The organism is Streptomyces sp. NPDC002463, assembly GCF_042889835.1.
GTDB classification, from domain to species: Bacteria; Actinomycetota; Actinomycetes; order Streptomycetales; family Streptomycetaceae; genus Streptomyces; species Streptomyces nymphaeiformis.
The window spans coordinates 206383-228627 of record NZ_JBIARL010000002.1; the positions used below are offsets into that span (position 1 = coordinate 206383).

The 22245-nt window shown below is 70.9% G+C and carries 20 protein-coding genes; 12 read left to right on the plus strand and 8 right to left on the minus strand.

The annotated features are described in order from the left end of the window. Window positions 1-172: 172 nt before the first annotated feature. From ACFYX3_RS06080 to ACFYX3_RS06090, 3 genes are all read right to left on the minus strand, one after another. Window positions 173-1252 carry a S1C family serine protease gene (locus ACFYX3_RS06080; RefSeq protein ID WP_389008641.1) on the minus strand — a complete coding sequence of 360 codons (1080 nt, stop codon included), beginning with the start codon at window positions 1250-1252 and terminating at the stop codon, window positions 173-175. A 72-nt stretch (window positions 1253-1324) separates the two neighbouring features. Then, the gene (locus tag ACFYX3_RS06085; protein WP_359518225.1) at window positions 1325-2101 is read right to left on the minus strand and encodes a methyltransferase domain-containing protein; all 777 of its coding nucleotides are present in this window, start codon (window positions 2099-2101) and stop codon (window positions 1325-1327) included. A 65-nt stretch (window positions 2102-2166) separates the two neighbouring features. Further along, a complete protein-coding gene (locus ACFYX3_RS06090; RefSeq protein WP_389008645.1) occupies window positions 2167-2772 on the minus strand; it encodes a DUF3043 domain-containing protein in 606 nt (201 codons plus the stop codon). Between the two features lie 273 nt (window positions 2773-3045). Here ACFYX3_RS06090 and ACFYX3_RS06095 point away from each other — a divergent pair, with 273 nt between their 5' ends. The 5 genes from ACFYX3_RS06095 to ACFYX3_RS06115 all read left to right on the plus strand — a co-directional run bounded on the left by ACFYX3_RS06095 (window position 3046) and on the right by ACFYX3_RS06115 (window position 9460). Then, complete coding sequence (locus ACFYX3_RS06095) at window positions 3046-3843, plus strand: PspA/IM30 family protein (protein ID WP_359518231.1); 798 nt, start codon at window positions 3046-3048, stop codon at window positions 3841-3843. 31 nt (window positions 3844-3874) lie between these two features. Then, a complete protein-coding gene (locus tag ACFYX3_RS06100) occupies window positions 3875-4153 on the plus strand; it encodes a hypothetical protein (protein WP_389008648.1) in 279 nt (92 codons plus the stop codon). Window positions 4154-4216: 63 nt separating this feature from the next. Next, window positions 4217-5473 carry a sensor histidine kinase gene (locus ACFYX3_RS06105; protein ID WP_389008651.1) on the plus strand — a complete coding sequence of 419 codons (1257 nt, stop codon included), beginning with the start codon at window positions 4217-4219 and terminating at the stop codon, window positions 5471-5473. After that, window positions 5470-6159, plus strand: coding sequence for a response regulator (locus ACFYX3_RS06110; protein WP_376594911.1), 690 nt, complete (start codon window positions 5470-5472; stop codon window positions 6157-6159). Before ACFYX3_RS06105 ends, ACFYX3_RS06110 begins: the two co-directional genes overlap by 4 nt. Window positions 6160-6337: 178 nt before the next feature. Beyond that, window positions 6338-9460, plus strand: coding sequence for an efflux RND transporter permease subunit (locus ACFYX3_RS06115; RefSeq protein WP_389008655.1), 3123 nt, complete (start codon window positions 6338-6340; stop codon window positions 9458-9460). A 91-nt stretch (window positions 9461-9551) separates the two neighbouring features. On the opposite strand, the gene nadA is transcribed toward ACFYX3_RS06115, so the two are convergent. Next, window positions 9552-10730, minus strand: coding sequence for a quinolinate synthase NadA (gene nadA, locus ACFYX3_RS06120; protein ID WP_184930039.1), 1179 nt, complete (start codon window positions 10728-10730; stop codon window positions 9552-9554). Between the two features lie 239 nt (window positions 10731-10969). On the opposite strand from nadA, the gene ACFYX3_RS06125 reads away from it, so the two are divergent. Further along, window positions 10970-11326, plus strand: coding sequence for an iron-sulfur cluster assembly accessory protein (locus ACFYX3_RS06125; protein WP_015033024.1), 357 nt, complete (start codon window positions 10970-10972; stop codon window positions 11324-11326). A 72-nt stretch (window positions 11327-11398) separates the two neighbouring features. Here ACFYX3_RS06125 and ACFYX3_RS06130 read toward each other — a convergent pair whose 3' ends face one another. Together ACFYX3_RS06130 and ACFYX3_RS06135 are read right to left on the minus strand one after the other, a co-directional pair. After that, window positions 11399-12853, minus strand: coding sequence for a hypothetical protein (locus ACFYX3_RS06130; RefSeq protein WP_389008660.1), 1455 nt, complete (start codon window positions 12851-12853; stop codon window positions 11399-11401). Between the two features lie 66 nt (window positions 12854-12919). After that, entirely contained in the window at window positions 12920-13126 is a 207-nt protein-coding gene (locus ACFYX3_RS06135) for a hypothetical protein (protein ID WP_359518245.1), read from the minus strand. A gap of 130 nt (window positions 13127-13256) precedes the next feature. Here ACFYX3_RS06135 and ACFYX3_RS06140 point away from each other — a divergent pair, with 130 nt between their 5' ends. Further along, a complete protein-coding gene (locus ACFYX3_RS06140) occupies window positions 13257-14231 on the plus strand; it encodes a carbohydrate kinase family protein (protein WP_389008665.1) in 975 nt (324 codons plus the stop codon). 398 nt (window positions 14232-14629) lie between these two features. Here the strand turns inward: ACFYX3_RS06140 and ACFYX3_RS06145 are convergent, their stop codons facing one another. After that, window positions 14630-16015 (minus strand): cysteine desulfurase/sulfurtransferase TusA family protein, encoded by a 1386-nt coding sequence (locus ACFYX3_RS06145; RefSeq protein ID WP_389008668.1) that lies wholly within the window; start codon window positions 16013-16015, stop codon window positions 14630-14632. Window positions 16016-16508: 493 nt separating this feature from the next. Here ACFYX3_RS06145 and coxB point away from each other — a divergent pair, with 493 nt between their 5' ends. The 4 genes from coxB (at window position 16509) to ACFYX3_RS06165 (ending at window position 20975) form a co-directional block, all read left to right on the plus strand. Then, window positions 16509-17474, plus strand: coding sequence for a cytochrome c oxidase subunit II (coxB, locus tag ACFYX3_RS06150; protein ID WP_389008671.1), 966 nt, complete (start codon window positions 16509-16511; stop codon window positions 17472-17474). Next, window positions 17471-19204, plus strand: coding sequence for a cytochrome c oxidase subunit I (gene ctaD / locus ACFYX3_RS06155; protein ID WP_376594079.1), 1734 nt, complete (start codon window positions 17471-17473; stop codon window positions 19202-19204). The genes coxB and ctaD overlap by 4 nt, the downstream gene beginning before the upstream one ends. Continuing rightward, window positions 19201-19599 carry a cytochrome c oxidase subunit 4 gene (locus ACFYX3_RS06160; RefSeq protein ID WP_376594080.1) on the plus strand — a complete coding sequence of 133 codons (399 nt, stop codon included), beginning with the start codon at window positions 19201-19203 and terminating at the stop codon, window positions 19597-19599. Before ctaD ends, ACFYX3_RS06160 begins: the two co-directional genes overlap by 4 nt. A 122-nt stretch (window positions 19600-19721) precedes the next feature. Further along, a complete protein-coding gene (locus ACFYX3_RS06165; protein WP_389008675.1) occupies window positions 19722-20975 on the plus strand; it encodes an Ig-like domain-containing protein in 1254 nt (417 codons plus the stop codon). Window positions 20976-20992: 17 nt separating this feature from the next. Here ACFYX3_RS06165 and ACFYX3_RS06170 read toward each other — a convergent pair whose 3' ends face one another. Next, window positions 20993-21394 carry a hypothetical protein gene (locus tag ACFYX3_RS06170; RefSeq protein WP_123451510.1) on the minus strand — a complete coding sequence of 134 codons (402 nt, stop codon included), beginning with the start codon at window positions 21392-21394 and terminating at the stop codon, window positions 20993-20995. A gap of 202 nt (window positions 21395-21596) precedes the next feature. On the opposite strand from ACFYX3_RS06170, the gene ACFYX3_RS06175 reads away from it, so the two are divergent. Beyond that, the gene (locus ACFYX3_RS06175; protein WP_389008679.1) at window positions 21597-22217 is read left to right on the plus strand and encodes a heme-copper oxidase subunit III; all 621 of its coding nucleotides are present in this window, start codon (window positions 21597-21599) and stop codon (window positions 22215-22217) included. The last annotated feature ends 28 nt before the right edge of the window (window positions 22218-22245 follow it).

Consider the following 22245-nt stretch of genomic DNA (forward strand, 5'->3'; position numbering starts at 1 on the left):
GGCCCCCGCGCGGGGGGGGGGGGGGGTGGGGGGGGGGGGGGGGGGGGGGGGGGGGGCGGGGGGGGGGGGGGGGGGTGTTGGGGGGGGGGGGGGGGGGGGGGGGGGGGGGGCGGGCGGGGGGGGGGGGGGGGGGGGGGGCCCCGGGGCCCCCCCCCCCCCCCGCGCCCCGCTCCTACAGCTCGCCCAGCGTGACCTGGGTCTTGTGGGGTGTGCCGTTCTGGACGTACTCCACCGTCACCTCGTCCCCCGGCTGCATCGCCGCCAGCGCCTCCGACAGCGACGTGATCGTCGTGATCTCGGTCTCGCCGAGGCGGGTGATCACGTCGCCCGGCTTCAGGCCCGCCTTCCCCGCCGCCCCGTCCGCCGGGGCCTCGACGATCGCGACGCCCGCCGGCTCGTAGTTGTCGTCGAGGACCGTACGGCCGGTGATGTTGAGCGCCGCCCGCCCCGAGTCCGTCACCTTGCCGTTCTTGATGATCTGGTCCGCGACCGTCCGCACCATCGACGCGGGGATCGCGAAGCCGATGCCGGGCGCCGAGCCGCCGCCGAGTTCGGGGTCGGTCGCGGCGAGCGTCGGGATGCCGATGACCTCGCTGTCGAGGTTCACGAGGGCGCCCCCGCTGTTGCCCGGGTTGATCGCGGCCGACGTCTGGACCATGTTCGCGATGGTCGCGCCCGTCCCACCGCCGTCCTGCCCCTCGCTGACCGTGCGGCCGGTCGCGGAGACGATGCCCTGGGTGACGCTGCCGGACAGGCCGAGGGGGGAGCCCATGGCGAGCACGATCTGCCCCATGTCGACCTCGGCGGAGTCGCCGAACCGCGCGGCCTTCAGCCCCTGCGGCACGGTGTCCAGCTTGAGCACGGCGAGGTCCTGCTCGGGGTACGAGGAGACGAGTCGTGCCGTCACGGACTGCCCGCCGGTCGCCGCCGTGACCTTGAAGCTCTTCTCCTGGCCGACCACGTGCGCGTTGGTGACGATGTGCCCCTTGTCGTCGTAGACGACCCCGGAGCCGAGGCTGTTCGACGCCTCGATCTGGACGACCGACGGCAGGACGTTCTTGATGACGGTCTGGTAGTCGTCCTGGAGCTCGTTGGAGACGTGCGGCACCGGCGTCTGGGTGGAGCGCTCCGGTGCGGCCGTGCCCCCGGCGGAGGAACAGCCGCCGACCAGTGCGACGGCGCAGGCCCCGGCGGCGAGGGGGAGAAGGGCACGACGGGCACGGACACGAGCATGGGCACGGAAGACGTCCATGTCCGGAGTATCCGATTCCGCCCTGCCCCCGGCCCGGCGGGCGCACCCGATCAGGGGTGCGCGACCAGGGCCCTAACCCCGTACCCCGCACAGGTGCAGCAGCGCCGCGATCCGCCGGTACGGCTCCGTGCGCCCGGCCCGGTCCTCGGCGGCGAGCAGCCGCTCCAGCTCCTCGGCGGCCGGCAGGCCCGCGTCGGCCGGCACGTCGTCGGTGAAGACCCGTACCCCGTACCAGGCGTGCAGCGGCGCCGCGATCCCCGCGAGCGTCGCCGTGAGCGCGTCGAGCCGGTCGGCCCGCACCTTCACGCCGTTGTCGTCGGTGTAGACGTCCGAGTCGAAGGCCGCGAGCGCGCCCGACCAGTCCCCGGCGAGCCCCGGCCGCATGGACAGGGCCTCCGCGTTCCGCACGACCAGGGACAGCAGGCCGCCGGGGGCCAGCATCCGGGCCAGGCCCGCGAGCAGCGCGTCGGGCTCGTCCGCGTACATGAGCACACCGTGGCAGAGGACCACGTCGAAACTGCCGGGCAGGAAGTGCACCCCGGTCTCGCGTCCGTCGCCCTCGATCATCCGGACCCGCTCGCGGATCCCGGCGGGCTCCGTCGCCAGCGACTCACGGGCCGCCTTCAGGAGGTCCGGATCGGCCTCCAGGCCGGTCACGGTGTGTCCGGCGCGGGCGAGGCGCAGGGCCTGGGTGCCCTGCCCCATGCCCGCGTCGAGGATCCGCAGCCGCTGCCCCACCGGGTAGCGGCTGGTTATCTGCTCGTCGAGCTGACGGGCGACTATCTCCTGCCGGATGGTGTCGCGCAGCCCGCCGGGACCGGCGGGCCAGTGCGCGACGACGGGCAGCACAGGGCCGCCCGACTCCGACGTGGCCTCGCCGAACGCGCGCCCGTCGAACTCCGAGCTGTCGGCGCTCAGGGCCGCTCTCCGCGCTTGACCTGCGGCTTCGGCAGACGCAGTCGGCGCATCTGGAGCGTGCGCATCAGGCCGTAGGCGATGGCGCCGCGCTTCGGCTCGTTCGGGAAGCGCTCGTTCAGCTGCTTCCGCAGACGGATCCAGATGCCGATCGAGTCGATGACGATCAGGACGATCACACCGAGCCACAGCAGCAGGGAGATGTTCTGCAGAGCACGGTTGGCGTTGCCGAACAGCGACAGCACGAGGATCACCACGGCCATCGGCAGGAAGAACTCGGCGATCACGAACCGCGAGTCGACGAAGTCGCGCACGAAACGGCGGACCGGACCCTTGTCGCGGGCGGGCAGGTAACGCTCGTCGCCGCTGGCCAGCGCCTCGCGCTGCCGGGCCAGGTCCGAGCGGCGTGCCTCGCGCTGACGCTTGGCGGCCTCCTTGCGGTCGGTCGGCACCGTCGCGGCACGCCGGCGCTGGGACTGCGCCTCGCTCCGCTTCGGAGTCGGGCGGCCCTTGGGGGCCTCGGGGTCGCGGGACTGCTTGCTGGAGAGGTCCGCCGTCACCTTGTCGGTGGGGGCCTTCTCGTCCTTCGAACGGCTACGGAACACAAAACCCAAGGGTACGGGGTGGCGGGCATGAACCCCATGCGGGCCGGGAACGATCCGCTAACGGACTGCGTCTTGGGGCGTACGTACGCGAGGACGGAGAGGGTCTCCCCGAGATCCACCTACTCCCTGCGCGGGAGGGAACACCCCGCGCAGTCGTCCTTGGGGAGGAGCGCATCCCGCTCCGAACAGTGCGGTAATGGAAGCAGGGCCCGTACTGTGGATCCTGTTGGAGAGCTGGAGCCGAAGTCCGTCAGAAGGGGGCGCGCGAAGCCCATGAGCGGTGTCATGAAGCGTATGGGGATGATCTTCCGCGCGAAGGCGAACAAGGCCCTTGACCGGGCCGAGGATCCGCGCGAGACGCTCGATTACTCCTACCAGAAGCAGCTGGAGCTGCTGCAGAAGGTGCGGCGGGGTGTCGCCGACGTCGCCACCTCCCGCAAGCGGCTCGAACTGCAGCTGAACCAGCTGCAGGGCCAGTCCGCCAAGCTGGAGGACCAGGGCCGCAAGGCGCTCGCGCTCGGCCGCGAGGACCTGGCGCGCGAGGCGCTGTCCCGCCGGGCCGCGCTCCAGCAGCAGGTCAGCGACCTGGAGGTGCAGCACCAGACGCTGCAGGGCGAGGAGGAGAAGCTCACCCTCGCCGCCCAGCGTCTGCAGGCCAAGGTGGACGCCTTCCGCACCAAGAAGGAGACCATCAAGGCGACCTACACGGCGGCCCAGGCGCAGACCCGGATCGCCGAGTCCTTCTCCGGCATCTCGGAGGAGATGAGCGACGTCGGCCTCGCGATCCAGCGGGCCGAGGACAAGACCGCCCAGCTCCAGGCGCGCGCCGGCGCGATCGACGAGCTGCTCGCCTCGGGCGCGCTCGACGACCAGTCGGGCCTGGGCAAGGACGACATCCAGGCCGAGCTGGACCGCCTCTCCGGCGGTACGGACGTCGAGCTGGAGCTCCAGCGCATGAAGGCCGAGCTGGCCGGTGGCCCCTCGGCGCAGCAGCAGGCCATCGAGGGCGGTGGCGCGGCGGCGCCGCAGGACCGCGATCAGCAGCAGTCCCACCCGCGCTTCGAGAAGTAGCTTTCGGCCTCGGCGACAGACAGGACGCGTCATGATCGTACGGATCATGGGGGAGGGCCAGCAGAAGCTGGCCGACAGCCACTTCGCCGAGCTGAACGCGCTCGACGACGAGCTGCTCGCGGAGATGGAGTCGGGGGACGAGGAAGGGTTCCGGCGCACGCTCGGTGCCCTCCTCGACGCCGTCCGCCGGCTCGGCGAGCCGCTCCCGGACGACGCCCTGGAACCCTCGGAACTGATCCTCCCGTCCCCGGACGCGACCCTGGACGAGGTCCGCGAGATGCTCTCCGGCGACGGCCTGATCCCCGGCTGAAGCGGCTGCGGGCCGCCGCCCGGTGCGGCGGCCCGCACCGGCGCGGGTCGTACCGTTGTCCCCGTGACCCCACCCGGCCCCGCCACCGGCACCCCCTACGTCCGCGCGCGTGACTGGTTTCGCGCGCATCCGCTCGCCTTCGACGCCGTGATCGCCGTCGGCGCGCTCGTCGCGATGGTCGCCGGGTCGTTCACCGACCCGCACGGCAGCCCGGACGGGCCGACCTTCGGGGACAAGGCGCCCAGCGCCTTGGGCGTGGTCGTCATGATCGCGGGGGCCGCCGCGCTGGTGTGCCGCCGGCGCAAGCCCTTCGCGGTGCTCGCGTTCACCGTCACGATCACCCTGTTCGAGCTCATCGACGACAACCGGCCCGCCCCGATCGCGATGAGCGCCGTCATCGCGCTCTACACGGTCGCCGCCCGCACCGACCGCCCCACCACCTGGCGGGTCGGCCTCGCCACGATGGCGGTGCTCACGGTCGCCGCCATGGCCTTCGGCCCGACCCCCTGGTACGCGCAGGAGAACCTCGGTGTCTTCGCCTGGACCGGGATGGCGGCGGCCGCCGGGGACGCGGTCCGCAGCCGCCGGGCCTTCATCGACGCGATGACGGAGCGCGCCGAGCGGGCCGAGCGCACCCGCGAGGAGGAGGCGGGCCGCCGGGTCGCCGAGGAGCGGCTGCGGATCGCCCGCGACCTCCACGACGTCGTCGCCCATCACATCGCCCTGGTGAACGTGCAGGCCGGCGTCGCCGCCCACGTCATGGACAAGCGCCCCGACCAGGCCAAGGAGGCCCTCGCGCACGTCCGCGAGGCCAGCCGCTCCGCCCTGGACGAGCTGCGCGCCACCGTCGGCCTGCTGCGTCAGTCCGGCGACCCGGAGGCCCCCACCGAGCCCGCGCCGGGCCTCGCGGTCCTCGACGGGCTGCTCGACAGCTTCCGCAAGGCCGGTCTCCCCGTCGCCCTGGCCCGCGCCGACGAGGGCCTGACGCTGCCCGCGACCGTCGACCTGGCCGCGTACCGGATCGTGCAGGAGGCCCTGACCAACGTCCGCAAGCACGCGGGCTCGGACGCGAAGGCCGAGGTGAGCGTCGTCAAGGTGGGCCGTACGGTCGAGATCACCGTCCTCGACAACGGCACGCCCCCCGCCGTCCCGCCCCCGGCCGCCGAGCAGCCCCCGGTCGGCGGCCACGGACTGCTCGGCATGCGGGAGCGGGTCGGCGCGCTCGGCGGCACCCTCACCGCCGCCCCCCGCTACGGCGGGGGCTTCCGCGTCCAGGCCATACTGCCGGTGACGTCCCGCACGGGGGAGGACCGCGCATGACCATCCGCGTACTGCTCGCCGACGACCAGGCCCTGCTGCGCAGCGCCTTCAAGGTCCTGGTGGACTCCGAGCCCGACATGGAGGTGGTCGGGGAGGCGCCCGACGGCGACGGCGCGGTCGCGCTGGCCCGGTCCACCCGGCCCGACGTCGTCCTGATGGACATCCGCATGCCGGGCACGGACGGCCTCGCCGCCACCCGGATGATCACGGCGGACCCCGAGCTCGCCGACGTACGGATCGTCATGCTGACCACCTTCGAGGTCGACGAGTACGTCGTGCAGTCGCTGCGCGCCGGCGCCTCCGGCTTCCTCGGCAAGGGCGCCGAGCCCGAGGAGCTCCTCGGCGCGATCCGCATCGCCCACGCCGGGGAGGCGCTGCTCTCGCCGGCCGCCACCAAGGGCCTGATCGCCTCCTTCCTCGCCCAGGGCCCCGGCGCCGACCCCGCGGACGCGGCGGGCGACGCCCGCACCGAGCGGCTCGCCGCGCTCACCGCCAGGGAGCGCGAGGTCCTCGTCCTCGTCGCGGGCGGCCTGTCGAACGACGAGATCGCCGAGCGGCTCGACGTCAGCCCGCTCACCGTGAAGACGCATGTCAACCGGACGATGGCCAAGCTGGGCGCCCGCGACCGGGCCCAGCTGGTGGTCACGGCCTACGAGTCCGGTCTCGTACGCCCGCGGGTGGAGTGAGCTCGTACTCCAGACGGAGTATGCGCGGGATAAGGAATTGGACCCGGGGGTCGAGGACTTTCGGCGCTTGATGGCAGATCGTAGGGACGGGGGGCACCTCCGGGCGGATCCAGCGGGTCCGGGCCGGGGTCTTGGCTGCTCCCGCCTGCCGACGAGTACGCCACAGAAGAGAGACCCCATGTCCTGGCTGTCGAGATTCAGCCTCGCGCAAAGGGCCCTGATCGGGCTGATGTCCATCGTCGCGATCGTGTTCGGGGCGATCGCGATCCCGCAGCTGAAGCAGCAGCTGTTCCCCTCGATCGAGCTGCCGATGGTCTCGATCCTCGCCCCCTACCAGGGCGCCTCTCCCGATGTGGTCGAGAAGCAGGTCGTCCAGCCGCTGGAGAACAACCTCAAGGCCGTCGACGGCATCAAGGGCATCACGTCCACCGCCTCCGAGGGAAGCGCCGTCATCATGGCCAGCTTCGACTACGGGGACGAGGGCACCAAGCAGCTCGTCGCCGACGTCCAGCAGGCCGTCAACCGGGCCCGCGCCCAGCTGCCGGACGCGGTCGACCCGCAGGTGGTGGCCGGCTCCACCGACGACATCCCGACCGTCGTGCTCGCCGTCACCTCCGACAAGGACCAGCAGGCGCTCGCCGACCAGCTGGACAGGACCGTCGTCCCCGCCCTGGAGGACATCGACGGCGTCGCCCAGGTCACCGTCGACGGCGTGCGCGACCTCCAGGTCTCCGTCACCCCGGACGACCGCAAGCTCGCCGCGGCCGGCCTGAGCCCGATGAAGCTCGCCGAGGCGATCCGCAACGGCGGCGGCACCATGCCCGCCGGTGCCTTCTCCGAGGCCGGCAAGAGCCGCACCGTCCAGGTCGGCGGCGGCTACACCTCGCTGCAGCAGATCCAGGACCTGCGGATCAAGCCCGAGAAGGGCAAGGCGGTCCGCCTCGCCGACGTCGCCACCGTGAAGCAGACGGAGGCCACCCCGGTCTCCCTGACCCGCACCGACGGCAAGCCCAGCCTCGCCGTCCTGGCCACCATGGACAAGGACGGCAGCGCCGTCGCCATCTCCGACGCGGTCAAGGACAAGCTGCCGGAGCTGCGCAAGGACCTCGGCGCCGGCGCCGAGCTGACCGTGGTCTCCGACCAGGGCCCGGCCGTCGCCAAGTCGATCTCCGGCCTCACCACCGAGGGTGCGCTCGGCCTCGTCATGGCCGTCCTCGTCATCCTGGTCTTCCTGGCCTCGCTGCGCTCCACGCTGGTCACCGCGGTCTCCATCCCGCTCTCGGTCGTCCTCGCCCTGATCGTGCTGTGGACCCGCGACCTGTCCCTGAACGTGCTGACGCTCGGCGCGCTCACCATCGCCATCGGCCGGGTCGTCGACGACTCGATCGTGGTCCTGGAGAACATCAAGCGGCACCTCGGATACGGCGAGGAGCGGCAGGCCGCGATCATCACCGCCGTCAAGGAGGTCGCCGGCGCGGTCACCTCCTCGACCCTCACCACCGTCGCCGTCTTCCTGCCGATCGGCCTGGTCGGCGGCATGATCGGCGAGCTGTTCGGCTCCTTCAGCCTCACCGTCACCGCCGCGCTGCTCGCCTCGCTGCTCGTCTCCCTGACGGTCGTCCCGGTCCTGTCGTACTGGTTCCTGCGCGCCCCCAAGGGCACCTCCGCGGACCCGGAGGAGGCCCGCCGACTGGCCGAGGAGAAGGAGACGAAGAGCCGTCTCCAGCGCGCGTACGTCCCGGTGCTGCGGTTCGCCACCCGGCGCCGCTTCACCAGCGTCGTCATCGCCCTCGTGGTCCTCTTCGGCACCTTCGGCATGGCGCCGCTCCTGAAGACCAACTTCTTCGACCAGGGCGAGCAGAAGGTCCTGACGGTCAAGCAGAAGCTGGCCCCGGGCACCAGCCTCGCCGCCTCCGACGAGGCCGCGAAGAAGGTCGAGAAGGTCCTCGCCGGCACCGAGGGCGTCAAGGACTACCAGGTCACCGTCGGCTCCTCCGGCTTCATGGCGGCCTTCGGCGGCGGCACCGGCTCCAACCAGGCGTCGTACCAGGTCACCCTGGAGGACTCCGCCTCGTACGAGAAGACCCGGGACGCCCTGCACGAGGCGCTCGGCAAGCTCGACGGCATCGGCGACACGACCGTCGCCGCCGGTGACGGCTTCGGCAACCAGGACCTCAGCGTGGTCGTCAAGGCCGCCGACCCGGCGATCCTGAAGAAGGCGGCCGAGCAGGTCACGCAGGCCGTCACCAAGCTGAAGAACGTCTCCGACGTGCAGAGCGACCTGTCCCAGTCGGTGCCGCGGATCTCGGTCCGGGCCAACGAGAAGGCGGCCGACGCCGGCTTCGACGACACCAGCCTCGGCATGGTCGTCGCCCAGGCGGTGCACGGCACCCCGGCCGCCAAGGCGATCCTCGACGACACCGAGCGGGACGTCCTGATCACCTCGGCCCACCCGGCCACCACGCTGGCCGCGCTGAAGGCGCTGCCGCTCGGCCCGGTGAAGCTCGGCGACATCGCGCACGTCGAGCTGGTGCCCGGTCCGGTCTCCATGACCCGGATCGACGGCGCCCGCGCGGCCACGATCACGGCCAAGCCGACCACGGACAACACCGGTGCGGTGAGCGCCGAGCTCCAGACGAAGATCAAGGCGCTCGACCTGCCCGAGGGTGCCACCGCCTCCATCGGCGGCGTCTCCCAGGACCAGTCCGAGGCCACCGGCAAGATGGCCCTGGCGATGCTCGCCGCCGTGGCGATCGTCTTCATGCTGCTCGTCGCGACCTTCCGGTCGCTGATCCAGCCGCTGATCCTGCTGGTCTCGATCCCGTTCGCCGCGACCGGCGCGATCGGTCTCCTCGTGGCCACCGGCACGGCGATGGGCGTCCCGGCGATGATCGGCATGCTGATGCTCATCGGCATCGTCGTCACCAACGCGATCGTCCTGATCGACCTGATCAACCAGTACCGGGCGCAGGGCCTGGGCGTCGTCGAAGCGGTGATCGAGGGTGGCCGGCACCGGCTCCGCCCGATCCTGATGACCGCCCTGGCGACGATCTTCGCCCTGCTGCCGATGGCCCTCGGCGTCACCGGCGAGGGCGGCTTCATCGCCCAGCCGCTGGCCGTGGTGGTGATCGGCGGTCTGATCACCTCGACGCTGCTCACCCTCCTCCTCGTCCCGACGCTCTACGCGATGGTGGAGCTCCGCAAGGAGCGCCGCGCGAAGAAGAAGGCGGCGAAGCGGGAGAAGAAGGCGGGCGGCGACGCCGCGGTCCCGCCGCAGGCCAAGGAGCCGGCCGCGGTCTGATCCGTACGGCATGACGAAGGGGCGCCCCGCAGCGTGCGGGGCGCCCCTTCCGTGTCTCCGTACGAGGAGCCGATGCCTGTACGGGGAATCGTTACGGCAGAGCCAGCATCCGCTCAAGCGCCAGCTTGGCGAAGCTCTCCGTCTCCTTGTCGACCTGGATCTGGTTGACGAGGTTGCCCTCGGCCAGGGACTCCAGCGTCCACACCAGGTGGGGGAGGTCGATGCGGTTCATGGTCGAGCAGAAGCAGACCGTCTTGTCGAGGAAGACGATCTCCTTGCCCTGGTCGGCGAACCGGTTCGCCAGCCGCTGGACGAGGTTCAGCTCCGTGCCGATCGCCCACTTGGAACCGGCCGGGGCCGCCTCCAGGGTGTTGATGATGTACTCGGTCGAGCCCACGTAGTCCGCGGCGGCGACGACCTCGTGCTTGCACTCGGGGTGGACGAGCACGTTCACGCCCGGGATGCGCTCGCGCACGTCGTTCACCGAGTCCAGCGAGAAGCGCCCGTGCACCGAGCAGTGGCCCCGCCACAGGATCATCTTGGCGGCGCGCAGCTCCTCGACGGTGAGCCCGCCGTTCGGCTTGTGCGGGTTGTAGAGCACGCAGTCGTCCAGGGACATGCCCATGTCGCGGACGGCGGTGTTGCGGCCCAGGTGCTGGTCCGGCAGGAACAGCACCTTCTCGCCCTGCTCGAAGGCCCAGTTCAGGGCGCGCTCGGCGTTGGACGAGGTGCAGATCGTGCCCCCGTGCTTGCCGGTGAAGGCCTTGATGTCGGCCGAGGAGTTCATGTACGAGACGGGCACGACCTGCTCGGCGATGCCGGCCTCGGTCAGCACGTCCCAGCACTCGGCGACCTGCTCGGCGGTGGCCATGTCGGCCATCGAGCAGCCGGCCGCGAGGTCGGGCAGGACGACCTTCTGCTCGTCGCCGGTGAGGATGTCGGCGGACTCCGCCATGAAGTGCACACCGCAGAAGACGATGTACTCGGCCTCGGGCTTGGCGGCGGCGTCGCGCGCGAGCTTGAAGGAGTCACCGGTCACATCGGCGAACTGGATGACCTCGTCGCGCTGGTAGTGGTGGCCGAGGACGAAGACCTTGTCCCCGAGCTTCTCCTTCGCGGCGCGGGCACGCTCCACGAGGTCAGGGTCGGAGGGCGACGGGAGATCGCCAGGACACTCCACGCCGCGCTCGCTCTTCGGGTCGGCCTCGCGGCCGAGCAGGAGCAGGGCGAGCGGCGTCGGCTGGACATCCAGGGGCTGGGCGGTGGTCACGTCACGCACCCTTTCTTCGGGGAAACCTTTTCGTCGAAATGACGCTATCTATCATAACCGGTTCACGTCAGATTGACGATGTCCATAGTGTCGATGTGACGAATTCGCTGTCCGCGCTCCTGGACAGGGTGTGCGAGCATGAAAGAAGGAAAGACCCTTGCTCGGCCCGGAATGATTCCGGGGCACCGTCGGTTGCAACCGTCGGCAAGCAGTCTCCGTACACACCGGGAGAGAAGCAGATGTCCGTATCGGACGAGAAGACCACTGTCAGCGACGGCATCCTCCTGTCCGACGCCGCCGCGGCCAAGGTCAAGGCCCTCCTCGACCAGGAAGGCCGTGAGGACCTGGCCCTGCGCGTCGCCGTTCAGCCCGGCGGCTGCTCCGGCCTGCGTTACCAGCTGTTCTTCGACGAGCGCTCGCTCGACGGCGACGTCGTGAAGGACTTCGACGGCGTCAAGGTCGTCACCGACCGCATGAGCGCCCCGTACCTGGGCGGCGCGTCGATCGACTTCGTCGACACGATCGAGAAGCAGGGCTTCACGATCGACAACCCGAACGCCACGGGCTCCTGCGCCTGCGGCGACTCGTTCAGCTAAGCCTGTACGTGGCTGAGGGCGGCGGCCCCGGGGATTCCCGGAGCCGCCGCCCTCACGCGTACCCGGGCGCGCTCAGCGCCGCGGCACGGCCTGCCCGCTGGCCGCGTCCACCACGGGCCGGTCGCCGAGCGGGCTCTGCAGCGTCACGGTCAGCGTGATCTCCTTGGCGATCATGATGCAGGCCCGCCCGGGGTCGGACTTCTCGTCGATCCGCACGGTCACCTTCTCCGGGGTCTCCACGGCCTTCGCGGTGTACGTGCTGCACACCCCGCCCCAGAAGGTGACCGTCAGCTTCCTGCCGTCCTCCGCCGTCCGGTACGACTCGATCCGGCTGGCCGGCGCCGTGCCCTCGTCCGGGGGCGACAGGTGCTCACGGGCCACCGCCGGCTCCACCACCGTGTACGGCGCCGCGTCCACCGGGTCCGCCGTGAACAGCCACGCCGGTACGAGCTGCCGCTCGCCCGCCACGTCCCGCGCGGCCAGCCCGAAGACGGCACCCGTCACCGGGACCTCGACCGGCGGCGCGATGTCCCCGGAGGTCCGGCAGGGCACGGCGGGGGCGGGCTTCCCGCTCTCCTTGCCGTTCCCGTCGACCCCGGCTCCGGCCGGCGGGTCGGTCGCGCAGCCGCCGATGCCGACCGGGCCGGTGCCCTTCGAGGCCTCGTTCAGCTCCGCGAGCGCCTTCTCCGCCCCGAGCACCGGATACGTGTCGCCCTTCACCGGCGCCTTGAGCGTCCCGCTCCCGGCGACCGGCCGGCCGTCCGAGCCGATGTGCAGCCCCGTCGACCAGCCGTAGGTCGGCAGCCCGTCCACCACCGGATCGGCGTTGACGACCCGCACCGAGCCGTTCATCACCTGGGTCGCGTCCACCTTCGCGTCGTCCTGGCCGAGGGCCTTCAGGACGGGGACGGCCGCCGCCTTCGCCGCGGCCTCGCTCACCGGCGTACGGCCCGCGGTCGGGGGCTTCGCCTGACCCGGGGGCGGGCACGCGGGGCCCTTGAGGCAGGCGTCGCCGGCCGGGCCGCCGTCGTACCAGGAGTACGTCCAGCTGCCGGGAGCCGCCTTCGCCACGTCCAGGCGCGGACCCTGACCGTCCTTCTCGGGCCGGATCGTCCAGACGTCCCCGACCAGGACCGGCCGGCCCTCGATCCCGAGCGCCTCGGCCAGCCTGGTCACCTCGGCCGAGGTGACCAGGCCCTCGGGCCGGTGGACCGCGGCCGAGGAGGGCCCATGGGGGAGGGGGCCCTTGGCTTTGTAGACCGTCCCGCGCGAACCGCCGCTCGGGTCGGGCTCACCGGGCGCGATCCCGTGAACGCCGCCCGTACCGCCGCCGGCCTCCGGGCGCGGCGGCGCCGGCGTCCCGGCCGCGTCGGCGGCCTTGGCCGCCGACGCGGCCGGCGTGCCCTCGCCCGGCGCCGTCGCGGCGACGGCCAGATAGACGCCACCGCCCCCGGCGAGCAGCACACCCGCCGCCACCGAGGCGGCCAGGACGTTCCGTCGCCTCCGCACGTTCTCCGTACCGCTCACCGCAACGCTCCCTCGTCTCGACCGGACGCCGATGGGACGGAGCGGACGCGCGGACGGTTCCCTCCGTCAGCCTCCGTACTCGGTGGTGGCGTCGATCAGCCGCGCCGAGGCCGCCGGGACGACGACCCCGTGGATCGACGCGGGGGAGACCCGTACGGGCTCGGGGGAGACCGGGGTGACCCAGTGGGGGGCCATCCGAGCGCCGTCCCCGCGCAGCTGGGCGAGGCTCAACTCGGACTCGTGTCGCTCTCGGGGAGCGGGGTACATGGTCATGGGCGCACCGTATGCACCGCACCACTCCAGGGAAAAGACCTACTCTGGGGTAGTTTCCACTGTTCGGCAGGACACCACCCAACGGGTAGCGTGAACTGTCATTACCGCCTTCCCGCAGGAGCGCCCCGCCGTGCGTATCGCAGTCACCGGCTCCATCGCCACCGACCACCTCATGACCTTCCCCGGCCGGTTCGCCGACCAGCTCGTGGCCGACCAGCTCCACACGGTGTCCCTCTCCTTCCTCGTCGACAACCTGGACGTGCGCCGGGGAGGTGTCGCCCCCAACATCTGCTTCGGCATGGGACAGCTCGGCGGCAACCCGATCCTGGTCGGCGCGGCCGGCTACGACTTCGACGAGTACCGCGCCTGGCTCGACCGCCACGGCGTCGACACGGCCTCCGTGCGGATCTCCGAGGTCCTGCACACCGCCCGCTTCGTCTGCACCACCGACGCGGACCACAACCAGATCGGCTCCTTCTACACCGGCGCGATGAGCGAGGCCCGGCTGATCGAGCTCAAGGCCGTCGCCGACCGCGTGGGCGGGCTCGACCTGGTCCTCATCGGCGCCGACGACCCCGAGGCGATGCTCCGCCACACGGAGGAGTGCCGGACCCGGTCCATCCCCTTCGCCGCCGACTTCTCCCAGCAGATCGCCCGCATGGACGGCGAGGAGATCCGCACGCTGCTCGACGGCGCCATGTACCTCTTCTCGAACGAGTACGAGAAGGGCCTCATCGAGTCCAAGACCGGCTGGACCGAGGAGGAGATCCTCTCCCGCGTCGGCCACCGCATCACCACCCTCGGCTCGCGCGGCGTCCGCATCGAGCGGGTCGGCGAGACCCCCATCGAGGTCGGCTGCGCCGAGGAGACCGCCAAGGTCGACCCCACCGGCGTCGGCGACGCCTTCCGCGCGGGCTTCCTCACGGGCCTGTCCTGGGGCGTCGGCCTGGAGCGGGCGGCGCAGGTCGGCTGCATGCTGGCGACGCTGGTCATCGAGACGCTGGGCACGCAGGAGTACACGCTGCGGCGGGCGCACTTCATGGAGCGCTTCACGAAGGCGTACGGCGAGGAAGCGGCCACGGAGATCCACCCCCACCTGGCCTGACGCCCCCGGGGCCCGAGCCTGCCCCGCCCGGCTGCGCCCGCACCCGGCGGGGCGGCGCCCCGGCCCACCCCCGTGTGCCCGCGCCCGCCGGGACGATGCCCCGGGCCACCCCCCCCGTGTGGGCAGGCGTCCCGCTGGGGCGAGGGGGGTCCCCCCTGCTCGAGCGAAGCCGAGAGCTCGGGGGAGGGTGGGCACACGGGACGGCGCCTTCAGCGGCGCCTCCGCGTTCCGTGCCTGGACCCGCACCACGAGTGCGGCGCACGTCAGGTGCGGGTCAGGGCGCGGGGGCCTCTGGCGCCGGCAAGGGCGCCGTTCCGTTGTGCCCACCCGTTCCGCCCCGGCGGAACGCATGCCCACAACGGGCGGGCCGCAGGCCCACAACGGGCGGGCGCGGGGCGCTATGAGGTCCGGCGGACGACGTACGCCGTGCCGCCCCCCGCCCACGGCGACTCGCCCACGTACTCCTGGCCCCGCATCTCGCACCACGCCGGAATGTCGAGCCGCGCCGCCTCGTCGTCCGAGAGGACCGTCACCGTCCCGCCCACCGGCACCTCGCCGATCACCTTCGCGAGTTCGATCACCGGGATCGGGCACCGCTTGCCCAGGGAGTCCACGACGAGGGAGCCCGAGGGCGCCGGCGCGGACGACGCGGAGACGGGGGCGCCCAGCCGCTCCCGTACCCCCGCCACCACCTCAGGCAGCACCGCGAGGAAGCGGTCCACGTCCTCCTCCGACGTCCCCGCCGGCAGCGACACCCGGACGTTCCCCTCGCTCAGCACCCCCATCGCGCGCAGCACATGGCTGGGCGTCAGCGTCGAGCTCGTGCACGACGAACCGGACGAAACGGAGAAACCCTCCCGGTCCAGCTCGTGCAGCAGCGTCTCCCCGTCGACGTACAGGCAGGAGAACGTGACGAGATGGGGGAGCCGGCGCTCCGCGTCGCCCACCACCTCCACGTCCGGCACCAGCTGAGGCACCCGTGCCCGGATCCGGTCCACGAGCGCCCGCAGCCGCGCCCCCTCGGCCTCCGCCTCCGCCCGGACCGCCCGCAGCGAGGCCGCCGCCGCCACGATCGCGGGCAGGTTCTCGAAGCCCGGGGCCCGGCCCGACTCCCGTTCGTCGGAGGGGCCTTGCGGTGCGAACCTGACCCCCTTTCGTACGGCGAGCAGCCCGACCCCCGCCGGCCCGCCCCACTTGTGCGCGCTCGCCGCGAGCAGCGACCAGCCGCCCGCCACCGGGCCCCAGCCCAGCGACTGCGCCGCGTCCACGAGCAGCGGCACCTCCGCCGCCCGGCAGGCCTCGACGGCCTCGGCCACCGGCTGCTCGGTCCCCACCTCGTGGTTGGCCGACTGGAGACACGCCAGGGCCGTGCCGGGGACGAGGGCCGCCGCGAAGGCGTCCGCGTCCACGGCCCCCGACCGGTCCACCGGCACCTCGGTCACCGTGCCGCCCGCCGCCGCGTGCGTCTCGCCCGCGTGCAGGACGGAGGAGTGCTCGACCGCGGAGACGACGAGCCGGTTTCCGACACGCCGACGCCCCGCGAGCGCGCCGGAGATTCCGGCGTGAACGGCGCGCGTCCCCGAAGGAGTGAACACGAGCTCGTCCGGCCGGCACCCCACGGCCTCCGCCGCGGCCTCCCGGGCCGCGTCGAGCAGCAGCCGGGCCCGCCGCCCCTCCCGGTACAGCCGGGCCGGGTCGGCCCAGCCCTCGTCGAGGGAGGCGAGCAGCGCCTGACGGGCGACGGGGTGCAGCGGAGCGGCGGACGCGGCGTCGAAGTACGGCATCCGCCCACGGTAGGCCCTGCGACGGGACGCCCCTGGCAGGCCCCTGGGCGAGCGCCCCTCGCCGGTACAGGGTCGGCGTCCCTCGCCGGCCCGGGTGAACGCCCGCCAGGGCGGCCGCGTCCCCTGCGGCAGGGCGGCGACCGGAGTGCCCGCGTCCCCTGACCCCCCGGCTACCGGAGGCCCCCGCTCCTCCATGACCCCCCGGCCACCGGAGGCCCCGCCCCTCCATGACCCCCCGTCACCACCCTGCCCCACCACGCCGCCAGCCCCCCGAACGGGCCTCCCCGACCCCCCTCCGGAGGGTCGGAGTCCACCCCTTCGGGGGCTCGGACGGCGCGTTGGGCACCCTCCCCGCGCGACCCCAAATAGCGTCCAGTAGGGTTTGGTCCGCATAAACATCCAAACCCCTGCCCGCGGCCGGGGCGGCGACCGACCAGCGAGACGGACGGCCGTGGCCGACCACTGCGGGCCGAGACTCTCGGGAAGGCGCTACGTGAGTCCCAACGGCTCCGACCGCTCGTCGCGGCGCCCGATGCGGCGGAAGCTGCCGCAGGTGCTGACTGCGGGCCTGATCCTGGCGACAGCCACGGGCTGCTCGTACAACTGGGAAGACTTCCCCCGCCTTGGCATGCCCACCCCCGTCACGGAAGAGGCGCCTCGGATCCTCTCCCTGTGGCAGGGTTCCTGGGCCGCCGCCCTCATCACGGGCATCCTGGTGTGGGGCCTGATCCTCTGGGCCACCATCTTCCACCGGCGCAGCCGGACCAAGGTCGAGGTACCTCCGCAGACCCGTTACAACATGCCCATCGAGGCGCTGTACACGGTCACCCCGCTCATCATCGTCTCGGTGCTCTTCTACTTCACCGCGCGCGACGAGTCGAAGCTCCTCGAGCTCACCCCGAAGCCGCCCCACACGGTCAACGTGGTCGGCTACCAGTGGAGCTGGGGCTTCAACTACGTCGAGAACGTGCCCGGTGTGAAGGGTGACGCCAAGACGGACAAGAACCTCGCCTCGCTCCCGGACAAGTTCCTCGCGGACTTCCCGGAGAACGCGGGCGGTGTCTACGACGCCGGCGTCCCCGGCGACCGGAACCCGCAGACCGGCAACCCGGGCCCGACCCTGTGGCTGCCGAAGGGCGAGAAGGTCCGTTTCGTCCTGACCTCCCGTGACGTCATCCACTCGTTCTGGGTGGTCCCCTTCCTCATGAAGCAGGACGTCATCCCGGGTCACACGAACGCCTTCGAGGTCATTCCGACGCAGGAAGGCACCTTCCTCGGCAAGTGCGCCGAGCTGTGCGGTGTCGACCACTCCCGGATGCTCTTCAACGTCAAGGTGGTCTCCCCGGAGCGCTACCAGCAGCACCTGAAGGAGCTGGCCGAGAAGGGGCAGACCGGCTACATCCCGTCTGGCATCGTGCAGTCGGACCCGGCCAGGAATGCGGAGAAGCACCAACTGTGAGCATCCACGACGAAACCCAGACCTCCGCAGCCGAGGACTCGTACGAGAACGAGCTGCCCGTCAGGCGCAAGCAGCCCGGCAACGTGGTCATCAAGTGGCTGACCACCACCGACCACAAGACGATCGGGACGATGTACCTGGTCACGTCGTTCGTCTTCTTCATCATCGGCGGACTCATGGCGCTCTTCATGCGCGCCGAGCTGGCCCGTCCGGGCACGCAGATCATGTCGAACGAGCAGTTCAACCAGGCGTTCACGATGCACGGCACGATCATGCTGCTGATGTTCGCGACGCCGCTGTTCGCCGGATTCGCGAACTGGATCATGCCGCTGCAGATCGGCGCGCCCGACGTGGCGTTCCCGCGGCTGAACATGTTCGCGTACTGGCTGTACCTCTTCGGCTCGATCATCGCGGTGGCCGGCTTCCTCACCCCGCAGGGTGCGGCCGACTTCGGCTGGTTCGCCTACTCCCCGCTGTCGGACGCCGTCCGCTCGCCGGGTGTCGGCGCCGACATGTGGATCATGGGTCTGGCCTTCTCCGGCTTCGGCACGATCCTCGGTTCGGTCAACTTCATCACCACGATCATCTGCATGCGCGCTCCGGGCATGACGATGTTCCGCATGCCGATCTTCACCTGGAACGTGCTGCTGACCGGTGTCCTGGTCCTGCTCGCCTTCCCGGTCCTGGCGGCCGCGCTGTTCGCCCTGGAGGCGGACCGCAAGTTCGGTGCCCACGTCTTCGACGCGGCGAACGGCGGAGCACTGCTCTGGCAACACCTCTTCTGGTTCTTCGGACACCCAGAGGTGTACATCATCGCCCTGCCGTTCTTCGGCATCATCTCCGAGGTCATCCCGGTCTTCAGCCGTAAGCCGATGTTCGGCTACATCGGTCTGGTGGCCGCGACCATCGCGATCGCCGGTCTGTCCGTGACCGTGTGGGCGCACCACATGTACGTCACCGGTGGCGTGCTCCTCCCGTTCTTCTCCTTCATGACGTTCCTCATCGCCGTACCGACCGGCGTGAAGTTCTTCAACTGGATCGGAACGATGTGGAAGGGCTCGCTGTCCTTCGAGACCCCGATGCTCTGGGCCGTCGGCTTCCTGATCACCTTCACCTTCGGTGGTCTGACCGGCGTCATCCTGGCCTCGCCCCCGATGGACTTCCACGTCTCGGACTCGTACTTCGTCGTGGCGCACTTCCACTACGTCATCTTCGGCACCGTCGTCTTCGCGATGTTCTCCGGCTTCCACTTCTGGTGGCCGAAGTTCACCGGCAAGATGCTCGACGAGCGCCTCGGCAAGATGACGTTCTGGACGCTGTTCGTGGGCTTCCACGGCACGTTCCTGGTGCAGCACTGGCTCGGTGCCGAGGGCATGCCGCGTCGTTACGCGGACTACCTGAACGCCGACGGCTTCACCACGCTGAACACGATCTCGACGATCTCCTCGTTCCTGCTCGGTCTGTCCATGCTGCCGTTCTTCTACAACGTCTGGAAGACCGCCAAGTACGGCAAGAAGATCGAGGTCGACGACCCGTGGGGCTACGGCCGTTCGCTCGAGTGGGCGACGTCCTGCCCGCCGCCGCGGCACAACTTCCTCACCCTGCCGCGGATCCGTTCGGAATCCCCGGCGTTCGACCTGCACCACCCTGAGATCGCCGCTCTCGACCAGCTCGAGAACAAGCCGCACGAGGCCGCGGCCCTCACGGGCAGCAAGGAGGCCGGCAAGTGAAGATCCAGGGCAAGATGTTCATCTGGCTGAGCGTCTTCATCCTTGCCATGGCGATCGTGTACGGCGTCTGGTCCAAGGAGCCGGTCGGTACGACGGCGCTCTTCCTGGCCTTCGGCCTGTCCATCATGATCGGCTACTACCTGGCCTTCACGGCCAAGCGTGTCGACGCGATGGCGCAGGACGACAAGGAGGCCGACGTCGCGGACGAGGCCGGTGAGGTGGGCTTCTTCGCCCCGCACAGCTGGCAGCCGCTCTCGCTGGCCGTCGGTGGCGCGCTCGCCTTCCTCGCGATCGCGATGGGCTGGTGGATCCTGTACTTCTCCGCCCCGCTGATCCTCGTCGGCCTGTTCGGCTGGGTCTTCGAGTTCTACCGCGGCGAGAACCAGAACCAGTAGCGGTACCCCGCTCCGCACCGGAGCACACCGAGGGGCCCGGACACTTCGTCACCGAAGCGTCCGGGCCCCTCTTTTGCAGCACTCGACGCGCCGGTCGCGAGGATCGTCCTTAGCGTGAAGTCATGAACGACACGCCGCGCATTCGGACTGTTCTGAGCTGCACTCTTCTGGCCGTCACCGTCACCGCCGGCGCCACGGCCTGCGCCGGCTCCGACAGCCACCCGCTGTCGGAGAAGGCCTACGACGCGGCGGACCAGCTCGCGGTCAACGCCCCCGCCGACGGCGCCAAGGCGGACCCGGAGAAGCCCCTGGAGATCACCGCCAAGGACGACGACGCCCGGATCACCGACGTCACCGCCATCGACGCCTCCGGCCACCACCTGGCCGGCGAACTCACCGCGGACGGACAGCGCTGGCGCTCCACGGCCTCCCTGGCGGCCGGCGCCCGCTACACGGTCCACGTGGCCACCGAGGACGAGGACGGCGCTCCAGGCGCCCGTACGTTCACTTTCGAGACGGCTCCGGCCAAACGGGCCCTGACCGTGACCTTCGGGCCGGAGGCGGGCACGTACGGCGTCGGACAGCCCATCACGGCGGAGCTCAGCCTCCCCGTCAAGGACCGGTCCTCGCGCGCGATCGTCGAACGGGCCCTCAAGGTCCGCTCCACGCCCGCCGTCGAGGGCTCCTGGTACTGGGTGGACGACAAGAACCTGCACTTCCGTCCGGAGGAGTACTGGCCGGCCGGGGCGCTCGTCACGGTCACCGGCAACCTGGACGGCCTCAAGGTCGGCGACAAGCTCTACGGCGGCGCCTCCAAGGCGCTGAAGCTGAAGATCGGCGACCGGATCGAGGCCGTCACGGACGCCGAGACGCACCAGATGACCGTGAAGCGCAACGGAGAAGTGATCAACACCATTCCGGTGACCACCGGCAAGCCCGGCTTCTCCACCCGAAACGGCATCAAGGTGGTGCTCGGCAAGGAGTACTACGTCCGGATGCGGGGCACCAGCATCGGCATCGCGGAGGGCAGCTCCGACTCGTACGACCTGCCCGTGTACTACGCCACCCGGGTCACCTGGAGCGGCGAGTACGTGCATGCGGCCCCCTGGTCCGTGGGCTCGCAGGGCGTGGAGAACGTCAGCCACGGCTGTGTCGGCATGTCGACGGAGAACGCGGCCTGGTTCTACGAGACCGTCCGCCCCGGGGACGTCGTCCGCGTCGTCAACAGCATCGGCGACACGATGGACACCTTCGGCAACGGCTTCGGCGACTGGAACATGGAGTGGAGCAAGTGGCGCCAGGGCAGCGCCCTGGTGGAGGCCGCCGGCGACCCGGCGACCACCACCGAGAAGGCCAATCTGAGGCCCTCGATCTGACTAACGCGGGCGCCCGCTCACGCGTCGATCGACAGGCGCGAGCGCAGCAGGGCCGCCAGGGACGCCGCGAACTCGACCGGTTCCACCGGAAGAGTGACCGCGGCGTCCGCGCGGCTCCAGGTGGCCAGCCAGGCGTCCTGCGGGCGCCCGATCAGCAGCAGCACCGGCGGGCAGTGGAAGACCTCGTCCTTGATCTGCCGGCAGACCCCCATGCCTCCGGCGGGCACCGCCTCGCCGTCGAGCACGCACACGTCGATCCCGCCCTCGTCGAGGCGCTTGAGCACGGCCGGCAGCGTCGCGCACTCCACGAACTCGACCGGGGGAACGTCGGTCGCGGGCCTGCGCCCGGCCGCGAGCCGCACCTGCGCGCGGGTGTTCGCGTCGTCGCTGTAGACCAGGACCGTGGCACTCGACTGCATCGTTCCTCCGTGGGGAAGTCCGTGGGAAGGTCGTCGATCGATGCGCCGGATGCTACTCCGCTCCACACCCCGTCAACACCCGTTCAACACCTGTTCGAACGGTGCTCGGCGGCCCCGGCGCTGGGCCGTTCGGGCAGGACACACCCCTCTGACACTCCGAACGGCACCCCCCGGAGTGAGGGCGGGATAAGCGACCGACATAATGTCGGTCGTGGCGACAGTAACGACAGTAGAAACAGGGCACGCGCACCCGTCGGTCAATCGACCGAACCTCACCAGCGTCGGAACCATCATCTGGTTGAGTTCCGAGCTGATGTTCTTCGCGGCCCTCTTCGCGATGTACTTCACCCTGCGATCGGTGATGGGCCCCGAGTTCTGGGAAGAACAGGCCTCGGCCCTGAACTTCCCGTTCTCGGCGACCAACACCACGATCCTGGTGCTCTCCTCCCTCACCTGCCAGCTCGGCGTCTTCGCCGCGGAGCGGGGCGATGTGAAGAAGCTCCGGACGTGGTTCGTGATCACGTTCGTGATGGGTGCGATCTTCATCGGCGGCCAGGTCTTCGAGTACACCGAGCTGGTCAAGACGGACGGCCTCTCGCTGTCCTCCAACCCGTACGGCTCGGTGTTCTACCTGACCACCGGCTTCCACGGCCTGCACGTGACGGGCGGTCTCATCGCCTTCCTGCTGGTCCTCGGCCGGACGTACGCCGCCAAGAGGTTCACTCACGAGCAGGCAACCGCCGCCATCGTCGTGTCCTACTACTGGCACTTCGTCGATGTCGTCTGGATCGGCCTCTTCGCCACGATCTACATGATCAAGTAATCGGTTCCGCCTCCACGGCGGACCGAGA

Bases quoted from the DNA above. Each gene is read 5' to 3' on its own strand.
- ACFYX3_RS06080 (WP_389008641.1), bottom strand. From the start codon at position 1,252: ATGGACGTCTTCCGTGCCCATGCTCGTGTCCGTGCCCGTCGTGCCCTT.
- ACFYX3_RS06095 (WP_359518231.1), top strand. From the start codon at position 3,046: ATGAGCGGTGTCATGAAGCGTATGGGGATGATCTTCCGCGCGAAGGCG.
- ACFYX3_RS06100 (WP_389008648.1), top strand. From the start codon at position 3,875: ATGATCGTACGGATCATGGGGGAGGGCCAGCAGAAGCTGGCCGACAGC.
- ACFYX3_RS06110 (WP_376594911.1), top strand. From the start codon at position 5,470: ATGACCATCCGCGTACTGCTCGCCGACGACCAGGCCCTGCTGCGCAGC.
- ACFYX3_RS06115 (WP_389008655.1), top strand. From the start codon at position 6,338: ATGTCCTGGCTGTCGAGATTCAGCCTCGCGCAAAGGGCCCTGATCGGG.
- ACFYX3_RS06125 (WP_015033024.1), top strand. From the start codon at position 10,970: ATGTCCGTATCGGACGAGAAGACCACTGTCAGCGACGGCATCCTCCTG.
- ACFYX3_RS06135 (WP_359518245.1), bottom strand. From the start codon at position 13,126: ATGACCATGTACCCCGCTCCCCGAGAGCGACACGAGTCCGAGTTGAGC.
- ACFYX3_RS06145 (WP_389008668.1), bottom strand. From the start codon at position 16,015: ATGCCGTACTTCGACGCCGCGTCCGCCGCTCCGCTGCACCCCGTCGCC.
- ACFYX3_RS06165 (WP_389008675.1), top strand. From the start codon at position 19,722: ATGAACGACACGCCGCGCATTCGGACTGTTCTGAGCTGCACTCTTCTG.
- ACFYX3_RS06170 (WP_123451510.1), bottom strand. From the start codon at position 21,394: ATGCAGTCGAGTGCCACGGTCCTGGTCTACAGCGACGACGCGAACACC.
- ACFYX3_RS06175 (WP_389008679.1), top strand. From the start codon at position 21,597: ATGTCGGTCGTGGCGACAGTAACGACAGTAGAAACAGGGCACGCGCAC.